This is a genomic window from Pectobacterium nicotianae, assembly GCF_023272715.1.
In the GTDB taxonomy this organism is placed as follows: domain Bacteria; phylum Pseudomonadota; class Gammaproteobacteria; order Enterobacterales; family Enterobacteriaceae; genus Pectobacterium; species Pectobacterium brasiliense.
This window is the reverse complement of sequence record NZ_CP096821.1, coordinates 4199700-4216943: the sequence shown is the minus strand read 5'-3', so window position 1 is coordinate 4216943 and position 17244 is coordinate 4199700. Positions and strand designations below refer to the sequence as shown.

Genomic DNA, 17244 nt, shown 5'->3' with positions numbered 1-17244 from the left:
GGATGTGGACGTTTTTTTATGTCTGGATTCGTCAGGTTAAGCCTTTCTTTTACGAGGTTGTAACACGTCGGTCCGATGGGAGTCAGTCATGAATGCCAAATCCTCAGCGTGTGTAAAAAGTGTTTGCCCTTACTGTGGGGTCGGTTGCGGTGTGGTGATGGAAGTAAAAGATAATCGCGTGATCAAGGTGTCAGGCGACAAGACGCATCCCACCAACTTTGGTCGACTGTGTACTAAGGGAAATACGAGTGGGCAGGCTCTTGCTGAATCAGGACGGTTGGAGTACGCCTACCTGCGTGCGGATCGTCAGCACGAATCGGTCAGGGTTGATATGGGGAAGGCCATCAAGGAAACCGCGCGGCGGTTACGGGCGATCATTGATACTCACGGTCCTGATGCGGTGTCGCTTTACGTCTCCGGCCAGATGTCGCTGGAATCCCAATATCTGGCGAATAAGCTTGCTAAGGGCTTCATCGGGACGAATAACATTGAGTCGAACTCACGCCTGTGTATGGCCAGTGCGGGGAGCGGCTACAAGCTTTCTCTGGGGTCGGATGGGCCGCCGGGCTCCTATCAGGATTTTGAACATGCCGATGTCTTTTTTGTCATTGGTGCGAACATGGCCGACTGCCACCCCATCCTTTTCCTGCGGATGATGGATCGCGTTAAAGCAGGCGCTAAGCTCATCGTGGTTGACCCACGCCGCAATACCACGGCGGACAAAGCGAATCTGTTCCTGCAAATTAAGCCCGGTACGGATTTGGCGCTACTTAACGGCCTACTGTATCTGCTTGTCCAGAATGGGCACACCGATCCTGCATTTATCGCCGAGTTCACCGAAGGGTGGGAGGCGATGCCTGAGTTCCTTGACGACTATCGCCCAGAGACGGTGGCGGAGATAACCGGGCTACCAGAGGCCGACATCCGCAAGGCGGCGGAATGGATTGGTACCGCGCCGGAGTGGATGAGTTGCTGGACGATGGGGCTTAACCAAAGCACGCACGGCACCTGGAATACCAATGCGATCTGTAACCTGCATTTAGCCACAGGCGCTATTTGCCGCCCCGGCAGCGGCCCATTTTCTCTGACGGGGCAGCCCAATGCGATGGGCGGGCGTGAAATGGGCTATATGGGGATGGGATTACCGGGGCAGCGTTCGGTGCTGGTGGAGAAAGATCGCGCGGCTATTGAGGCCCTCTGGAACGTCCCTGCTGGCACGTTGCGCACCGATCTGGTCGGGGGCACCGTCGCCATGTTTGAAGACATGATGGCGGGCAAGATCAAGGCGTGTTGGATTATCTGCACCAATCCGGTCGCCACGGTCCCCAATCGTCAGAACGTGATTGCAGGGCTGCAAGCTGCTGAGCTGGTTATCACACAAGATGCGTTTCTCGATACCGAGACTAACCGTTATGCCGATATTTTGCTGCCCGGTGCGCTGTGGGCTGAAGCGGAAGGCGTGATGATCAACTCCGAGAGAAATTTGACGCTAATGCAAAAGGCCGTTGAACCGCCCGGCGAAGCGATGGCCGACTGGCAAATTATTGCTAACGTGGCCTGCGAGATGGGCTATTCGCAGGGATTTAGCTACAGTTCGGCCTCTGAGGTGTTTGAAGAAATCAAGCAATTCTGGAACCCGAAAACCGGCTATGACATCCGTGGTGCCAGCTATGAGCGCTTACGGCAGGCTCCTTTGCAGTGGCCCTGTCCCCCTGATGATAAGCAAGATCGTCACCCCATTCGCTATCTTAATGACGGTTTGAGCCAGACGCGTAAAGACCTACCAGACGGCACGCGGCCGCGTCTTGTTTTTGCGACCGAAAGCGGTAAAGGGGTATTCCTGCCTCGACCGCATATGCCACCTGCCGAAATGCCGGATGGTGATTTTCAGTTCGTGTTGAATACGGGTCGCTTACAGCACCAGTGGCACACGATGACGAAAACCGGAAAGATTCCAACGCTTAACAAGCTCAACCCAGGACCCTTTATCGAAGTGCATCCCGAAGATGCCATCGCGCTTGGCATTCAAGATAAGGATTGCGTGGAAGTCCGTTCACGTCGAGGGCGTGCAGTCCTTCCTGCCATCGTTACTGACCGAGTACGTCCCGGCAACTGCTTTGCACCGTTCCACTGGAATGATGTCTTTGGTGACGATCTGGCGATTAACGCGGTCACCAGTGACGCCATTGACCCGATTTCCCAGCAGCCTGAATTCAAGTTTTCTGCGGTGGCGCTGGCGCGGATCGCTGAACCATCAGCGCTTATTTCTCCAGAGCGGGAGAGCCGTTCTGCTGCTGTTCCTGTATCGGAACACGCTGAGGCGGGTACGCCGAATAACGACATCAAGGAACTCGACATGAAACACATTGATGCGCTGGCCACGCTGCTTGGTCTTGATGCGCCTCCGGCGATGACGCTGAGTACGCACGAACAGCATTATCTGCAAGGTTATATTGCGGCTTTGCGTACCGACGCATCACGATTAGCTGGTGGCATACCCGTGCTGCCTGCCACAGCACCATTGGAACCTTCAAGACGTCTGATGCTCGACGGAATGCTAGCGGGGCTTTTTGCTCGCACCTGGCTGCCTGATGGCGGCATCGCTTCGCGACCCATGTCCTCTCCTGTGATCGCGGGAGGGACATCGCCGTCACCTGTTTTGATTTTATGGGCATCATCGACTGGCAATGCGGAAGGCTTTGCAGCACAGTGCGCCGAACGTCTGAAAACGGAGGGACATGTCGTCACGTTGTCCGAGATGGATAGCATCAAGAGTGTAGATCTGCCTGCAACGCCGCGCGTGCTCTTTATCGCCAGCACGTTTGGCGACGGCGATCCTCCTGATAATGGTATGAATTTATGGACGGCATTGCAGGCGGAGGCGGCCCCCAGACTGGCTGACGTGACGTTCGCCGTGCTGGCATTGGGTGATTCAAACTACGACCAGTTTTGCGGCTTTGGCCGTCGGCTCGATGCACGGCTGGAGGCTCTGGGTGCGAAGCGTTTATTAGCACGAGTCGACTGCGAGCCTGACTATCAGGATACGGCAACAGCCTGGCTGGACAGTATGGTTAACGTTCTTGCGGGAGCACCTGTGCCAGCGGCAAGTCACATTGCTACCACTGCGACAGCGGTACTGGCTGATGAGGATGAAGAGCGTGTGCTGGCGCCTGCCGTGGTAGCGGCTCCCACCTTCAGCAGGAATGCACCTCTGCCAGCACGCCTTGCCATCAATCAACTGCTTAATGCACCGGGCACGGAAAAAGAGACCCGGCAATTCGCCTTTGATATTTCAGGCTGCGATATGCATTACGAGGCTGGTGATGCGCTCGGCATCTGGCCAACTAACAGCCCCGAACTGGTGAGCGATATGCTCTCTGCACTCACACTCGCGCCTTCTACTATCGTGGCTGTCAAAGATAAGGGGAAGATGACGCTTGCCGAGGCATTATCTCAGCATGTCGAGATTGCCCGTATCACGCCGGAGATCTTGCAGTTTGTTCGTGAACGTTCGGGTCATCCTATTCTTGTCGATCTGTTGAAAGAAGAACGCAAGGAGGAGCTCAAACAGTGGCTGTGGGGACGGCAGATTATCGATTTACTACGATCGTTTCCGATTCAGGTTCAGGCTGACGAATGGTTGGCCGTGCTCAAGCGGATTCAGCCGCGCTTATACTCGATCTCGTCCAGCCCGAAAGTCACCCCACATCAGATCCACCTGACTGTCTCGACGGTGCGCTATAGCATGGATGGCAAACAACGTGGTGGTGTGTGTTCAACCTTTCTGGCTGACCGAGCAGCAGAGGTGCCCATTTTCATCCAAAAGTCAGCCCATTTTCGCATACCGAAACACGCTGGTATGCCAATCATCATGGTGGGTGCAGGCACGGGCATCGCACCTTTCCGAGCTTTTCTGCAAGAGCGACGAGCGATGAAGGCCCAAGGTAAGAATTGGCTTTTTTTTGGTGAGCAGCGCGCCGCGACCGATTTCTACTATCGTGATGAACTGGAGGAGATTCAGCGCGATGGTTACCTGCACCGATTGGATACGGCCTTTTCGCGTGACCAAAGCGAGAAAATTTATGTGCAGCACCGTATGTGCGAACAGGGCGCTGAATTGTGGCATTGGCTAGAGGAGGGGGCGTATTTCTACGTGTGTGGCGATGCCAGTCGCATGGCTAAGGATGTTGATTTAGCGCTCCGGCAAGTGGTACAGGTTCATGGCGTAATGAGCAATGACGAAGCGGCAGCCTATGTTGCCAAAATGGCGCAGGACAAACGCTATGTACGCGACGTGTACTGATTTCCCCGCTGTACTCGTGGGGCTGGGGCTTTCTGTTGACGCGGCGTTAGGCGTTTTATCACCTAACGCCGTGATTTCATGACGTTACTTCGCTTTCAGTGCTTTGACGACGGCTTCGCCCAGCGCTTGAGCGGATGCCGGGTTTTGGCCGGTGATCAATCGCCCATCAACGACGACTTTATTTTCAAAGATTGGGGCTTCTTCAAATGTTGCGCCATCCTTTTTCAGTGCCGCTTCAAGTTCAAACGGAACGATCTTGTCGTAATTACGGGACACTTCTTCTTCCGCGGTAAAACCGGTAAGGCGACGGCCTTTAATCAACAGTTCACCATTGCTGAGCTTCACATTCAGCAAGCCTGCCGGACCGTGGCAAACGGCACTGATGATGTCATTTTTCTCGTACATGGTACGCACGATGTTGATCAACTCAGGATTGTTGGCGAAATCCCACATTGGTCCATGTCCTCCAACCAGCAGGATCGCGCTATATTTCGCGGGATCAACCTTTGCCAGGGGGATTGAATTAGCCAGTTTGTTGCGGTGTTCCGGGTTAGTCCAGAAATCTAGGCTTGCCCGATCTTTGAGATCGAATCCGTCAAACGGAGGCATCCCGCCCTTGGGGCTCGCAATATCGTAATCCAGCCCAGCTTTGTCAAAAACCTCGACCGGATGAGTGAGTTCTGGGAACCAGAAACCGCCAACGAGATCGGGGGTTTTTTTATCCAGACTGGAGACGACGATTAATACCTTCTCTTCTTTCAAATTGGCCTGGGCGAAAACAGGGGAGGCTGCGGCAAACACAGCCATCGCGGCGATAAGACCAGCACAGCGCTTGATGATTGACATAAAAAACTCCTTTCAGCAGGTGGTGATGGTCGCCACTATATCCGTGATAATTGGCTGAAAACAGACGGTAAAAACGGAACGTATTGTTTAAAAAATCGATGTAATCACTTTATATTGCCGTGATAAATTATCGTAAAATGCGTTTTATGATCCCTGTGTTGCATGACGATGAGGAACCCTGATGGGGCAATCCGATAGTTTTGATGGACTGGCAGAATTTCTGGCTATAGCGAAACGCTTGAGCATTCGCAAAGCCGCGCTCGATCTGGGTAAGACACCGGGAGCGGTGAGCCTGTCGCTCCAGAAACTGGAGCATCGCCTCGGCGTGCTACTTTTCCACCGCACGACGCGTAAGATGGCATTGACGGAAGCGGGGGAAGAGCTGCTGCTGAGAATCGGGCCTGCGGCACACGTTATCGCAACAGGTTTTGAAGATGTGGCTCAATCGGCAAAAAAACCATCGGGGACGTTGAAGCTGATCGTCGAGCGATTAGCATTGCCCCATGTTATCGAGCCGCTCATCCCTGCATTTCGTCAGGCGTGGCCGAATTTGAATATCGATATCACGGTGAGTAATCGTCACGATAACTTCGTCTCTGGAGGCTATGATGCCGGCATCATGATCGGTTCATATATCGAACAGGATATGATTGCAGTACGGCTCTCCCCACCATTCAAGTGGGCGGTATTCGGTTCGCCGGACTATTTCAAAGCGAACGGTAAGCCTAAAGCGACGCGCGATCTGGAGCATCACGAATGTATTCGCTTTCGTCGCCCTGAAAAGGGAGATATTTATCGGTGGGAGTTTGTCGAAAATAAAGAAACTGTAAGAGTTGAGCCAGCCGGTACAATTACCGTGAACGATGGCGAGCTCATGCGTAGCCTCGCGGTCAGGAGCGTTGGGCTTATTTACTCATCCACTTTTCATACTTCACGCGAACTGGCAAACGGCACGCTGGAAGCCGCGTTACTCGATCTCTCACCCGGAAATGACGGCCTCTTTCTTTATTTCTCAAGAGCCGCGAGGAATCAACCGAAATTGCGTGCGTTTATCGACGTGTGTTCGCAGATAATTAAGACGTGAATGCGTCTACCCTAATAGTTTCGCTGTGAAAATAACTCTGTAAAGCCCTCCTTTTCAGCGGCATGTACGCCAACAGCGGTAAACATCACAATACCGCTCAACACGCAGGTTAAAATCTTACTCATGAGCCCCTGTCACGGTATTTGTCGTGATTCACGCTATTTTTATAGTGTATTTATCTTAAAGATAAAGTGATAACAGCACATCAGAAAACGATAGGTGCAATGAACGTGGTATTTGTCGGGCATTCTGCGGGGGTAAAGTATCTGAATTACTGTTTAGCGTAACGGTTAGATAGGGTAAAAGTTGTTGCCGTTGGTCATCTGAGAGTATAATTTTTACCACTTTTTTACACTCTATCCGGCTAAAATTCTTTGACAAGTTTTGCCGAGCGTGAACTTAGCCTAATGACAACATCGAATTCTCATCTTTCACACCCAAAATACCGCCCCGACATTGACGGGCTAAGAGCCGTTGCTGTTCTTTCTGTTGTGGCTTTCCACGCCTTTCCTGATTGGATGAAAGGTGGTTTTATTGGTGTTGATATCTTTTTTGTTATCTCCGGTTTTTTGATTTCCACCATTATTTTCGAGAATTTAGATAAGGGAACATTCAGCTTTTCTGAGTTCTATGCACGCCGTATCAAGCGGATATTTCCCGCCTTGCTACTGGTCTTGACTGTTTCTATTGTATTTGGCTGGTTTGCTTTACTTGCTGATGAGTATAAGCAATTAGGTAAGCATACCATGGCGGGGGTTGGATTTGTTTCCAACTTAGTGCTATGGGGCGAATCTGGCTATTTTGATAATGCCGCAGAAACTAAACCACTTTTGCACTTGTGGAGCTTAGGTATAGAGGAACAATTCTATTTTCTCTGGCCTTTGCTGTGTTGTCTTTTCTGGAGAATGAATTTTCGCCGAATTGCGTTATTACTGAGTTGTATTTTGGCTTCTTTTGTTCTGAATATTTATATGATAAGGAGCGATGGAGTCGCAACGTTTTACTCTCCATTGACCCGATTCTGGGAACTGTTGTTCGGTAGTTTATTGGCGTTTATCGTTCTTTATCACAAGAGCTTTGTCGATAAGTTTCAAAAAAATCAGTTTGTGATAAATGGCTTCTCACTATTTGGTTTTTTGATCTTGGGTTTTGGCTTTTTATCCATCAATAAAGATGCATACTTTCCTGGCTTTTGGGCTCTGATTCCCGTTATTGGTGCTGTTTTAATCATTTTTGCTGGCCCTAATGCGGTGCTCAATCGTTTGTTTTTGAGCAATAAGATCGTGGTGTGGTTTGGTTTAATCAGTTTCCCTTTGTACCTGTGGCATTGGCCGTTATTGACCTTTTTGAGAATTGTCGAAAGAGGCACGCCAGATCGTTTTTTGCGATTAGCCGCTGTCTTTTTATCGATCTTATTGGCCTGGCTTACGTATAAATTTGTTGAAGGGAAAATAAGAAAATCAAAGGGATATAGATTTGTTGGTACGTTGGTTCTTTTAAGTGTTGTACTATTTTTATCTGGTTCTGCTGTTTTTTATAAAGATGGATTTGCAGAACGCAAGGCTGTGACAACGAGTGATTTTACCAAAGAGGTCCAGTATCAGTTTATGGGACCAATATGGGCCTATACAAAGAATGAGACTTGCCTGTCTGAATACCCTTATAAAGATCAGAATAATCTAGCTTGGTGGTTCTGCATGAAGAGTGGAACTAATCCGCCAACGATTCTTCTTTTGGGCAATAGCTACGCAAACCAGCTCTATCCTGGGTTCGCTAAAAATGAAAAATTGAAGCACCAGACTATCCTTTCGATAGGAACGTGTGGGGTTGGTTTTGATAACTCTGGTGACGATCCGAGAAGCCCTTGCTATGGTTCCAGGATAACCGATCAAGCAAAATTTATTGATGACATTATCAAGAGAACACCATCCATAAAATTTGTCATTTTAGACGGTTTGTCACGACAGCCATCTAGCGATGAGATTGCCAGAGTGATTCAACGCATCGACTTCCTTGAAAAACAGGGTGTGAAGGTCATTATTTTTACGCCACACATAAGACCGGGTTTTCATCCAAAGGCCTGCTTTAAATCGCCCCTTAAACAGCATCCAAAGGATTGCTTGGTTTCCTCTGATGTTCGGAGTTCCATTCTGAAAGATTTCAGCCCACTGCTCGTGGCGGTTAATAAAACCCACCCCGGCGTGCTTGTTTTTGAACAGAATGATGTCTTCTGCGATAGAAAGGACGGTAAATGTTCTTATGTTAAGAATGGCCTTCCATTATATCGTGACGAGGGTCATACCTCAGAATATGCTTCACTGCTGCTTCAGGATTACTTTACTAAGTGGGCATCGAGTCATGTTCCATCGATTCTCGACTCAGCACCCGCTGACAATTAAGAGTGTGAGTACATCTATTTTAGTTTCACACTTTTCTTGAGGTAGTCAGCTTTTCGGCTGGTATTTTCCCGTACCAGCCTATTCAGATATTCACGGGGCGCTTGCTGTTATAGTCATACAGTGAGCATCCCGTGGTTCATTTGATTTTATTCCCCGTTCTGAACAGGTAAAAAACCCGTCTTTCTGTCTGGTATTTCCGATTAAAACCCTTCGATAAAATATTCCGGCTGACTCGATTTGATAAACCTCAAGCTACGCTATTGAGATGGTAATGGTCGATATTGCTAATACTATGATGTGTTTCTCTCAATCGAGAAGCAGGCGAGTTAATACTAGGTGAGTCATGGGTGAGGTAAAGCGCGGTGATGGTGTTTGCTAACCACTCATCCTGTTTGAAAACACTCTGGAAAAAGCAAAGGAGCTGCGCTATTAACGCAACTCCTTAAATTTGGTGGCCCCTGCTGGACTTGAACCAGCGACCAAGCGATTATGAGTCGCCTGCTCTAACCACTGAGCTAAGGGGCCGAATGGGCGATGATTATACGGTAATGTGCAGGGGGAGGTCTATAGCCTATCTGCCGGGTGGTGGTTTTATACTCAAGATAGCTTGTTGTTATTCTTATCAGAATTTACGATGGCTGTAGTCAACGGAAGTAGGGAAAGACATGATTACCGATATTCTGGCTATGAATCTTCAGGTTGTTTTCTGTGGCATCAACCCTGGGCTGTCGACGGCCCATCACGGTTATCACTTTGCGAATCCCAGTAATCGCTTCTGGAAAGTGATTTATCAGGCAGGCTTTACTGAACGTTTGCTGACACCCGCGGAAGAACAGCATCTGCTGGATACCGGATGCGGCATCACCATGCTGGTGGAGCGCCCAACGGTTGAAGCCACCGAACTGGGGCGAGACGAGCTGCTGCAAGGCGGCAATGCGATTGTCGAGAAGATGACGTACTATCAGCCGCGTGCGCTGGCGGTGTTAGGGAAGCAGGCGTTCAGTCAGGCGTTTGGTATCAAGAAGGTTTCGTGGGGGCGTCAGGAGCAGCGTATTGGCGAGACGCAGGTTTGGGTACTGCCGAACCCTAGTGGGCTGAACCGTGCGACGCTGGAGTCGCTGGTGGCGTCGTATCAGGAACTGCATCAAGCGTTGCAGAATAAGGCGTGAAACCAATCTGAGCGTTTTTGACGGGCAAAAAATAACCCCGGCGGACCGGGGCTATTTATCATGCAGTTATCTGAAGTGTGGATTAGCTAAGGAGTGAATTAATCATCCAGGAAGCTACGCAGCACTTCGGAACGGCTTGGGTGACGCAGTTTACGCAGTGCTTTCGCTTCGATCTGACGAATACGTTCACGCGTAACGTCAAACTGTTTGCCCACTTCTTCCAGCGTATGGTCGGTGTTCATATCGATACCGAAACGCATGCGCAGGACTTTCGCTTCACGCGCGGTCAGGCCAGCCAGTACGTCGTGTGTCGCAGAACGCAGGCTTTCCGATGTGGCGGAATCCAGCGGCAGCTCCAGAGTCGTATCTTCGATGAAATCGCCCAAATGTGAATCTTCATCATCACCAATCGGGGTTTCCATTGAAATCGGCTCTTTCGCGATTTTCAGCACTTTACGGATTTTGTCTTCCGGCATCAACATACGCTCAGCCAGCTCTTCCGGCGTCGGCTCACGACCCATTTCCTGCAACATCTGACGAGAGATACGGTTCAGTTTGTTGATCGTCTCAATCATGTGTACCGGAATACGGATGGTACGCGCCTGATCGGCGATAGAACGGGTGATCGCCTGACGGATCCACCAGGTCGCATAGGTCGAGAATTTATAGCCACGGCGATACTCAAACTTATCTACCGCTTTCATCAGACCGATGTTACCTTCCTGAATCAGGTCGAGGAACTGCAAACCACGGTTGGTGTATTTCTTCGCGATAGAAATAACCAGACGCAGGTTAGCTTCCACCATTTCTTTCTTGGCACGACGCGCTTTCGCTTCACCAATCGACATACGGCGGTTGATGTCTTTAACCTGCTCGATCGTCAGGCCAGTTTCTTCTTCGATCTGCTGCAGTTTTTGCAGGCTGCGGGTGACGTCTTCTTCAACATCATTCAGCTTTTCAGACCATGGTTTGCCCATGGCGACTGCTGCGGCAAACCATGTGTTGTTGGTTTCATTGCCAGTGAACATCGTGACGAAGTTTTTCTTCGGCATTTTGCACTGTTCAACACACAGCTTAATGATCAAACGTTCCTGAGTACGAACGCGATCCATCATGGAACGCATGCTGTTAACCAGGAAATCAAACTGTTTTGGCACCAGACGGAACTGTTTGAAGACTTCGGACAGATTCAGGATTTCCTGTGCTGCCAGCGCATGGCTACGACCGTGGGCTTTGATAACCTGACGGGTCGTTTCATATTGCTCACGCAACTCGGTGAACTTCTCACGCGCCAGCTCAGGATCGATGCTGTTGTCGTCTTCTTCTTCCTCGTCGTCTTCTTCCTCGTCATCATCGTCCATTTCTTCGCTCGAAAGCTCAGAACCAACGTGAGTCGCGGTAGGCGCAATGTCCTCTTCCGCATTAGGATCGACGAAGCCAGTAATCAGGTCGGACAGGCGGCTTTCGCCCGCTTCGACGCGGTCATACTGTTCCAACAGGTAAGTAATGGCTTCAGGATACTCCGCAACAGAGCACTGAACCTGGTTGATACCGTCTTCAATACGCTTGGCGATATCGATCTCGCCTTCGCGCGTCAACAGTTCAACGGTACCCATTTCACGCATGTACATGCGAACCGGGTCGGTGGTGCGACCAATTTCCGATTCAACACTGGATAGAACCTGCGCAGCAGCCTCTGCCGCATCTTCATCGGCATCATTGGTGTTTTCGGCCAGCAACAGATCGTCTGCATCCGGTGCTTCTTCCATCACCTGGATGCCCATGTCGTTAATCATCTGGATGATATCTTCGATCTGATCCGAGTCGATGATATCTTCCGGCAGATGGTCATTGACCTCAGCATAGGTCAGGTAGCCTTGCTCCTTACCACGGGTGACAAGCAGCTTCAGCTGTGACTGCGGGTTTTGCTCCATAAGACGGTATCCACACTTCAGAGTATTTGGGTTGGTGTCGGTCAGCGTAGTTCGCTAACAATAGCATTAGGGGTATTTTTCTTATCGCCGCGGCCCCTGTAGCGGCTCTTTGCAGGGCTCAACCCTGCTATTTATCGGCAATTAAGCCTCTGTATCAGTGTTTTCTGGTCAACGCCAGTTGCAACGACCAAAGCTCTTTTTTTTCTTTGGCGTTGAGCCCATGCGTTCTGTCACGGGCAATCAATGTTTCTTGTCGCTGTTTCAACAGCTGATCGTAGAGCTCTGCCAGACTGATTCTGAACTTCTCGTCGAGCTCTTCCTCTACGATCATATGGTTCCATGAAGCCATAGTTTCAAGCTGTTTGCGGTACTTGCTGTCGCGATATTTTTCCAACAGCAGACCCATGTTCATCCCAGGGCTGGCATTGCAGGTTTTCACCAAGTCCTGAAACAGGGATAAACCAGCCACTTTGTCTTCTTCAATGCCTTCCAGCGCGAGGTCAGGCACCTCTGCTGCCAGTCTTGGATTTTGTACTAAAAGCCCTATAAGTATACGCATAGTTGTGACTTTTAGTTGCGGCGGCTGGTAGGATTGAGCCTGCTCTGCCACTTTTGGGAGCAGTCTGTCCAACTGGCTGTCGTCCAAAATGCCTAGCTTGTTGCCGAGCTGCTGGCGCAAATACAGCCGCAGCGTTTCTCCCGGTACCTGGCCTATCAGCGGCAGTGCCAGTGTGCTGAGCTTGGTACGGCCATCGGGTGAACTCATGTCCACCTGCTGTTGCAGCGTCTCAAACAGAAACTGCGACAGCGGTAGGGCCTGTTCCATGCGCTGTTCAAAAGCGACTTTGCCTTCTTGACGCACCAGCGTGTCGGGATCTTCACCGTCTGGCAGGAACATAAAGCGTAGCTGGCGACCATCGTTCAAATAGGGTAGCGCAGTTTCCAGCGCGCGCCATGCCGCTTCACGTCCGGCACGGTCTCCGTCGTAACAACACACCACCAGATCGGTGGCGCGAAATAGTAACTGAATGTGATCGGCGGTCGTGGAGGTACCCAGCGATGCCACCGCATAATCAATACCAAATTGCGCCAGCGCCACCACATCCATATAACCTTCAACAACCAGCAGTCGTTTGAGTTCTGGGTGATTTTGCTGCGCCTCATACAGGCCGTACAACTGGCGACCTTTATGAAAAATTTCTGTTTCCGGCGAGTTAAGGTACTTTGGTGTACCGTCGCCTAATACGCGTCCGCCGAAGGCAATGACTCGTCCCCGTTTGTCGCGGATGGGGAACATCACACGTTCGCGGAAGCGGTCATACGTTCTGCCCTGATCGTTAGTCACCAGCATGCCGGCATCGTTCAATGTGCTGCGGTCGTCATTATTGCGGCCAAAGCGCTTTAAAACGTTATCCCAGCCGGGCGGGGCGAAGCCAATCGCAAAATGGCTGATCACTTCTGCACTTAAACCGCGCTGTTGCAGATACTGCAACGCTGGCGTACCGACTGATTGGCTTAGTGCTTGTTGATAGAACCCACTGAGCTGTCCCATCAATTCGTACAGACTTTGCCGTTGGTGACGCTCTAACTGGGTTGGGCCAGTGCCGGTTTCATAAGGCACTTCGAGGCCGTATTGAGTGGCAAGTTCTTCAATGGTTTCAACGAATTCTAGACGATCGTAATTCATCAAAAAGTCTATGGCGTTGCCGTGTGCGCCACAGCCAAAACAGTGATAGAACTGTTTGTCACCGTTTACGGTGAATGAGGGGGTTTTCTCGTGATGGAACGGGCAGCACGCATGATAGTTTTTGCCCTGCTTTTTCAGTTTGACGCGCGCGTCAATGAGATCGACGATGTCGGTGCGAGCCAGCAGGTCATTAATAAATACGCGTGGGATTCGTCCAGCCATAAGCCCCTGGTGTATACCCTTCTGTAAGATGGTTACATTGGATATAGCTTATAAACGACAACAAGCCGCGCTTCCTTTCGGAAAGCACGGCCTTACGTATGCAACTGCTAAGTCTGCGGATTAATCACGCGTTGGAGGGAAACCCTCCTGAAAATTAATACAGACGAGTGCGGCGTGCGTTTTCTCGAGCCAATTTCTTCGCGTGACGTTTCACTGCAGAAGCTTTAGCGCGCTTACGTTCGGTCGTTGGTTTTTCATAAAACTCACGACGACGAACTTCAGCCAGAACGCCTGCTTTTTCACAGGAACGTTTGAAGCGACGCAGAGCTACGTCGAACGGCTCGTTTTCACGTACTTTAATTACCGGCATGTGCCTCTCACCTCAATAAATTCGGTTTGCCGCTGGCCTTGTGCCAGCCTTTTCAAAATGGTGCGGAATTCTACTGCAAACGTGACGCCTTTGTAAAGCATTGCGGTGATCATAAAACACCCAACCGCGGCCAGAGCAGAAATCAGGCCGCTTATGGTAGACTATCCACAGTTTGAAGCAAGCGGCATTCAACGGGCGCTTGTATCGTCATCAAAGTAGGAACAGCAATGCGCGTATTGGGTATCGAAACATCCTGTGATGAAACCGGCGTGGCCATTTATGACACAGAGACCGGTTTGCTCGCTAATCAGTTATACAGTCAGGTCAAATTACATGCTGATTACGGCGGCGTAGTGCCTGAGCTCGCCTCACGCGATCACGTGCGTAAAACGGTTCCGTTAATTCAGGCGGCGCTGCGCGAAGCTGGGCTACAGGCTGACGATATCGATGGCGTGGCTTACACCGCTGGCCCAGGTTTGGTCGGCGCACTATTGGTGGGCGCGACGATTGGTAGGTCATTGGCATTCGCGTGGGGTGTGCCGGCGATTCCTGTGCATCACATGGAAGGGCATTTGCTGGCACCGATGTTGGAAGATAATCCGCCAGCGTTTCCCTTCGTAGCGCTGCTGGTTTCTGGTGGCCATACGCAGCTTATCAGCGTGACGGGTATTGGTGAATATCGCCTGCTGGGCGAGTCGATTGATGACGCGGCGGGTGAAGCGTTTGATAAAACGGCGAAATTGCTGGGATTAGATTATCCCGGCGGTCCAATGCTGTCGAAAATGGCGCAGGCGGGGGATTCCCAGCGCTTCACGTTTCCGCGCCCGATGACCGATCGGCCGGGGCTGGATTTCAGCTTCTCCGGGCTAAAAACGTTTGCGGCTAATACGATTCGTAGCAACGGCGATGACGATCAAACGCGTGCCGATATTGCACGTGCCTTTGAAGATGCCGTAGTAGATACGCTGGCGATAAAATGTCGTCGCGCGCTGGATGAGACGGGCTTTAAACGACTGGTCATGGCGGGGGGCGTGAGTGCAAACCGGACGCTGCGCCAGCGCTTAGGGGAAGTGATGGTGAAACGCGGTGGTGAAGTGTTTTATGCACGCCCCGAATTCTGCACAGATAACGGCGCGATGATTGCTTATGCGGGCAGTGTACGTCTGGTTCATGGCGCGAGCCCGACGCTGGGCGTATCCGTTCGGCCACGTTGGCCATTGGCTGAATTGCCTGCGGTGTGAGGCGTTAAACGCAATAGTCGCTACGTGTAGCGGGTCTACACGTAGCGAAAAACGTAGTAAAAAATACCTAGCAAAGAGCGAATGACAAAAAGCGGCAGCGGACGAGCGGGTTACAGCTCTTGTTCGAATAGCACCAGAATAGCTTCGTAAAGCTGTTTGACGCTGAAGCCTCTTGCCGGGGTGGTAAAGATGGTGTCATCCCCTGCGATGGTGCCGAGAATACCTTCTGACTTCCCAAGTGAGTCCAGCAGGCGAGCAATGAGCTGTGCGGCTCCAGGGCTGGTATGGATCACGACAACGGCATCATTGTAATCTACGTCCAGCACAAGGTTCTTCAGCGGGCTGGATGTCGTCGGAACGCCAAGTTCAGCGGGGAGACAATACACCATCTCCATTTTGGCATTGCGCGTGCGCACGGCACCAAATTTCGTTAGCATGCGTGACACTTTGGATTGATTGATATTTTCAAATCCTTCGTCTTGCAATGCCTGAACAATTTCACTTTGAGAACTGAACTTCTCTTCCTTTAACAGCGCTTTGAACGCTTTAACGAGGTCTTCTTGTTTTGTCGAATTTCGCATTCTGCACCGGATTAATTGTTATGGTTAATCTTCCTATTATGCAGTTGTGTGAATTTTTATGCAATTAAGTCGCGTATAATTCCAGTCCCTTTCATCAGATATGCGTTAGTCGCTGTTTTCAAAAAAAATCGACTCTCGGGTAGTCCGAAAAATGCGTCCTGCGTCACATAAAAGTAAATCAAATGTTATCAGAATGATGTTGTTTGGACGCCATCGATCGGTGTAATGTAGCGCACAGGTTAATCGCACGTGAATGAACACCGCGTTATAGCTCAATAGCTTATTAACTTTACTTACCTTTCAAACGAATGGTTGTTTTTGATTTATTATTAGAGACATAGCGTATTTTTTGTCTCTCATGTCATTTGTAGAAAGATAAGTAGGTTGCTCGTATCCCCATTTTTATATTCTGTTTATAACCAAATGAATTCACGGCACTTTTTTATTTTATGATAATAAGGAGTTTAGGATGAAAGTTGCAGTTCTCGGAGCAGCAGGTGGTATCGGTCAGGCACTCGCACTCCTCCTCAAAACCCAGCTTCCTTCAGGTTCAGAACTATCCCTTTACGATATCGCCCCAGTAACGCCGGGTGTTGCCGTCGATCTGAGCCACATTCCTACAGCAGTGAAGATCAAAGGCTATAGCGGTGAAGATGCTAAACCAGCGCTTGTTGGTGCAGATATCGTGCTGATCTCCGCAGGTGTGGCACGTAAACCTGGTATGGATCGTTCCGATCTGTTCAACGTCAATGCTGGCATTGTGCGTAATCTGGTTGAGCAAATTGCGGTTACTTGCCCGAAAGCCTGTATCGGTATCATCACCAACCCGGTGAATACGACTGTTGCCATTGCAGCCGAAGTGCTGAAAAAAGCGGGCGTATACGACAAAAACAAACTGTTCGGCGTCACCACGCTGGATATCATCCGTTCCAACACATTCGTTGCTGAGCTGAAAGGCAAACAGCCGCAGGATATTAATGTGCCTGTTATCGGCGGACACTCTGGTGTGACGATCCTGCCTCTGCTGTCTCAGGTTCCTGGTATCAGCTTCAGCGAGCAGGAAGTGGCCGATCTGACCAAGCGTATCCAGAATGCGGGCACCGAGGTTGTTGAAGCCAAAGCCGGTGGCGGATCGGCTACGTTGTCGATGGGCCAGGCTGCGGCACGTTTTGGTCTGTCTCTGGTTCGTGCGCTGCAAGGCGAAAGCGGTGTGGTGGAATGTGCATACGTTGAAAGTGATGGCAAATATGCTCGCTTCTTCGCTCAACCGATTCTGTTAGGCAAAGACGGCGTCGCCGAGCGTAAAGACATCGGCACACTAAGCGCTTTTGAGCAAAATGCGCTTAACAGCATGCTGGATACGCTGAAGCAGGATATTGAGCTAGGCGAGACGTTCATCAAGAATTAA

11 protein-coding genes and 1 tRNA gene are annotated in these 17244 nt (G+C 50.4%); 6 read left to right on the top strand and 6 right to left on the bottom strand.

Annotation, left to right across the window (positions count from 1 at the left end; genetic code table 11):
* The first annotated feature begins 88 nt into the window (after window positions 1-88).
* Window positions 89-4303 (top strand): sulfite reductase subunit alpha, encoded by a 4215-nt coding sequence (locus tag MYB54_RS18710; protein WP_248721194.1) that lies wholly within the window; start codon window positions 89-91, stop codon window positions 4301-4303.
* A gap of 84 nt (window positions 4304-4387) precedes the next feature.
* Here MYB54_RS18710 and MYB54_RS18705 read toward each other — a convergent pair whose 3' ends face one another.
* Window positions 4388-5149, bottom strand: a complete 762-nt coding sequence (locus MYB54_RS18705) for a type 1 glutamine amidotransferase domain-containing protein (protein WP_014914094.1) — start codon at window positions 5147-5149, stop codon at window positions 4388-4390.
* Between the two features lie 181 nt (window positions 5150-5330).
* Between MYB54_RS18705 and MYB54_RS18700 the strand changes: the two genes are divergently transcribed.
* Both MYB54_RS18700 and MYB54_RS18695 read left to right on the top strand, forming a co-directional pair.
* Window positions 5331-6233 (top strand): LysR family transcriptional regulator, encoded by a 903-nt coding sequence (locus MYB54_RS18700; protein WP_014914095.1) that lies wholly within the window; start codon window positions 5331-5333, stop codon window positions 6231-6233.
* 407 nt (window positions 6234-6640) lie between these two features.
* Entirely contained in the window at window positions 6641-8632 is a 1992-nt protein-coding gene (locus MYB54_RS18695) for an acyltransferase family protein (protein ID WP_248721193.1), read from the top strand.
* A 449-nt stretch (window positions 8633-9081) separates the two neighbouring features.
* Here MYB54_RS18695 and MYB54_RS18690 read toward each other — a convergent pair.
* Window positions 9082-9157 (bottom strand) — tRNA-Ile (locus MYB54_RS18690).
* Window positions 9158-9297: 140 nt separating this feature from the next.
* Between MYB54_RS18690 and mug the strand changes: the two genes are divergently transcribed.
* Window positions 9298-9801, top strand: coding sequence for a G/U mismatch-specific DNA glycosylase (gene mug / locus MYB54_RS18685; RefSeq protein ID WP_248721192.1), 504 nt, complete (start codon window positions 9298-9300; stop codon window positions 9799-9801).
* Window positions 9802-9899: 98 nt separating this feature from the next.
* Here mug and rpoD read toward each other — a convergent pair whose 3' ends face one another.
* From rpoD to rpsU, 3 genes are all read right to left on the bottom strand, one after another.
* Window positions 9900-11735 (bottom strand): RNA polymerase sigma factor RpoD, encoded by a 1836-nt coding sequence (gene rpoD / locus MYB54_RS18680; RefSeq protein ID WP_014914103.1) that lies wholly within the window; start codon window positions 11733-11735, stop codon window positions 9900-9902.
* A 154-nt stretch (window positions 11736-11889) separates the two neighbouring features.
* Complete coding sequence (gene dnaG, locus MYB54_RS18675) at window positions 11890-13644, bottom strand: DNA primase (RefSeq protein ID WP_039313001.1); 1755 nt, start codon at window positions 13642-13644, stop codon at window positions 11890-11892.
* Between the two features lie 154 nt (window positions 13645-13798).
* Window positions 13799-14014: a 30S ribosomal protein S21 gene (rpsU, locus tag MYB54_RS18670; RefSeq protein ID WP_001144069.1), complete on the bottom strand. Its 216-nt coding sequence runs from the start codon at window positions 14012-14014 to the stop codon at window positions 13799-13801.
* A gap of 227 nt (window positions 14015-14241) precedes the next feature.
* Here rpsU and tsaD point away from each other — a divergent pair, with 227 nt between their 5' ends.
* Window positions 14242-15255 carry a tRNA (adenosine(37)-N6)-threonylcarbamoyltransferase complex transferase subunit TsaD gene (tsaD, locus tag MYB54_RS18665; RefSeq protein ID WP_205593081.1) on the top strand — a complete coding sequence of 338 codons (1014 nt, stop codon included), beginning with the start codon at window positions 14242-14244 and terminating at the stop codon, window positions 15253-15255.
* A gap of 110 nt (window positions 15256-15365) precedes the next feature.
* On the opposite strand, the gene argR is transcribed toward tsaD, so the two are convergent.
* Window positions 15366-15836, bottom strand: coding sequence for a transcriptional regulator ArgR (gene argR / locus MYB54_RS18660; RefSeq protein WP_010283010.1), 471 nt, complete (start codon window positions 15834-15836; stop codon window positions 15366-15368).
* A 469-nt stretch (window positions 15837-16305) separates the two neighbouring features.
* Between argR and mdh the strand changes: the two genes are divergently transcribed.
* A complete protein-coding gene (mdh, locus tag MYB54_RS18655) occupies window positions 16306-17244 on the top strand; it encodes a malate dehydrogenase (RefSeq protein ID WP_014914106.1) in 939 nt (312 codons plus the stop codon).

What these genes read in the sequence shown, in the direction of transcription:
- mug (WP_248721192.1), top strand. Translation starts at nt 9,298, where the DNA reads ATGATTACCGATATTCTGGCTATGAATCTTCAGGTTGTTTTCTGTGGC.
- rpsU (WP_001144069.1), bottom strand. Translation starts at nt 14,014, where the DNA reads ATGCCGGTAATTAAAGTACGTGAAAACGAGCCGTTCGACGTAGCTCTG.
- rpoD (WP_014914103.1), bottom strand. Translation starts at nt 11,735, where the DNA reads ATGGAGCAAAACCCGCAGTCACAGCTGAAGCTGCTTGTCACCCGTGGT.
- MYB54_RS18710 (WP_248721194.1), top strand. Translation starts at nt 89, where the DNA reads ATGAATGCCAAATCCTCAGCGTGTGTAAAAAGTGTTTGCCCTTACTGT.
- tsaD (WP_205593081.1), top strand. Translation starts at nt 14,242, where the DNA reads ATGCGCGTATTGGGTATCGAAACATCCTGTGATGAAACCGGCGTGGCC.
- mdh (WP_014914106.1), top strand. Translation starts at nt 16,306, where the DNA reads ATGAAAGTTGCAGTTCTCGGAGCAGCAGGTGGTATCGGTCAGGCACTC.
- MYB54_RS18705 (WP_014914094.1), bottom strand. Translation starts at nt 5,149, where the DNA reads ATGTCAATCATCAAGCGCTGTGCTGGTCTTATCGCCGCGATGGCTGTG.
- MYB54_RS18700 (WP_014914095.1), top strand. Translation starts at nt 5,331, where the DNA reads ATGGGGCAATCCGATAGTTTTGATGGACTGGCAGAATTTCTGGCTATA.
- argR (WP_010283010.1), bottom strand. Translation starts at nt 15,836, where the DNA reads ATGCGAAATTCGACAAAACAAGAAGACCTCGTTAAAGCGTTCAAAGCG.
- dnaG (WP_039313001.1), bottom strand. Translation starts at nt 13,644, where the DNA reads ATGGCTGGACGAATCCCACGCGTATTTATTAATGACCTGCTGGCTCGC.
- MYB54_RS18695 (WP_248721193.1), top strand. Translation starts at nt 6,641, where the DNA reads ATGACAACATCGAATTCTCATCTTTCACACCCAAAATACCGCCCCGAC.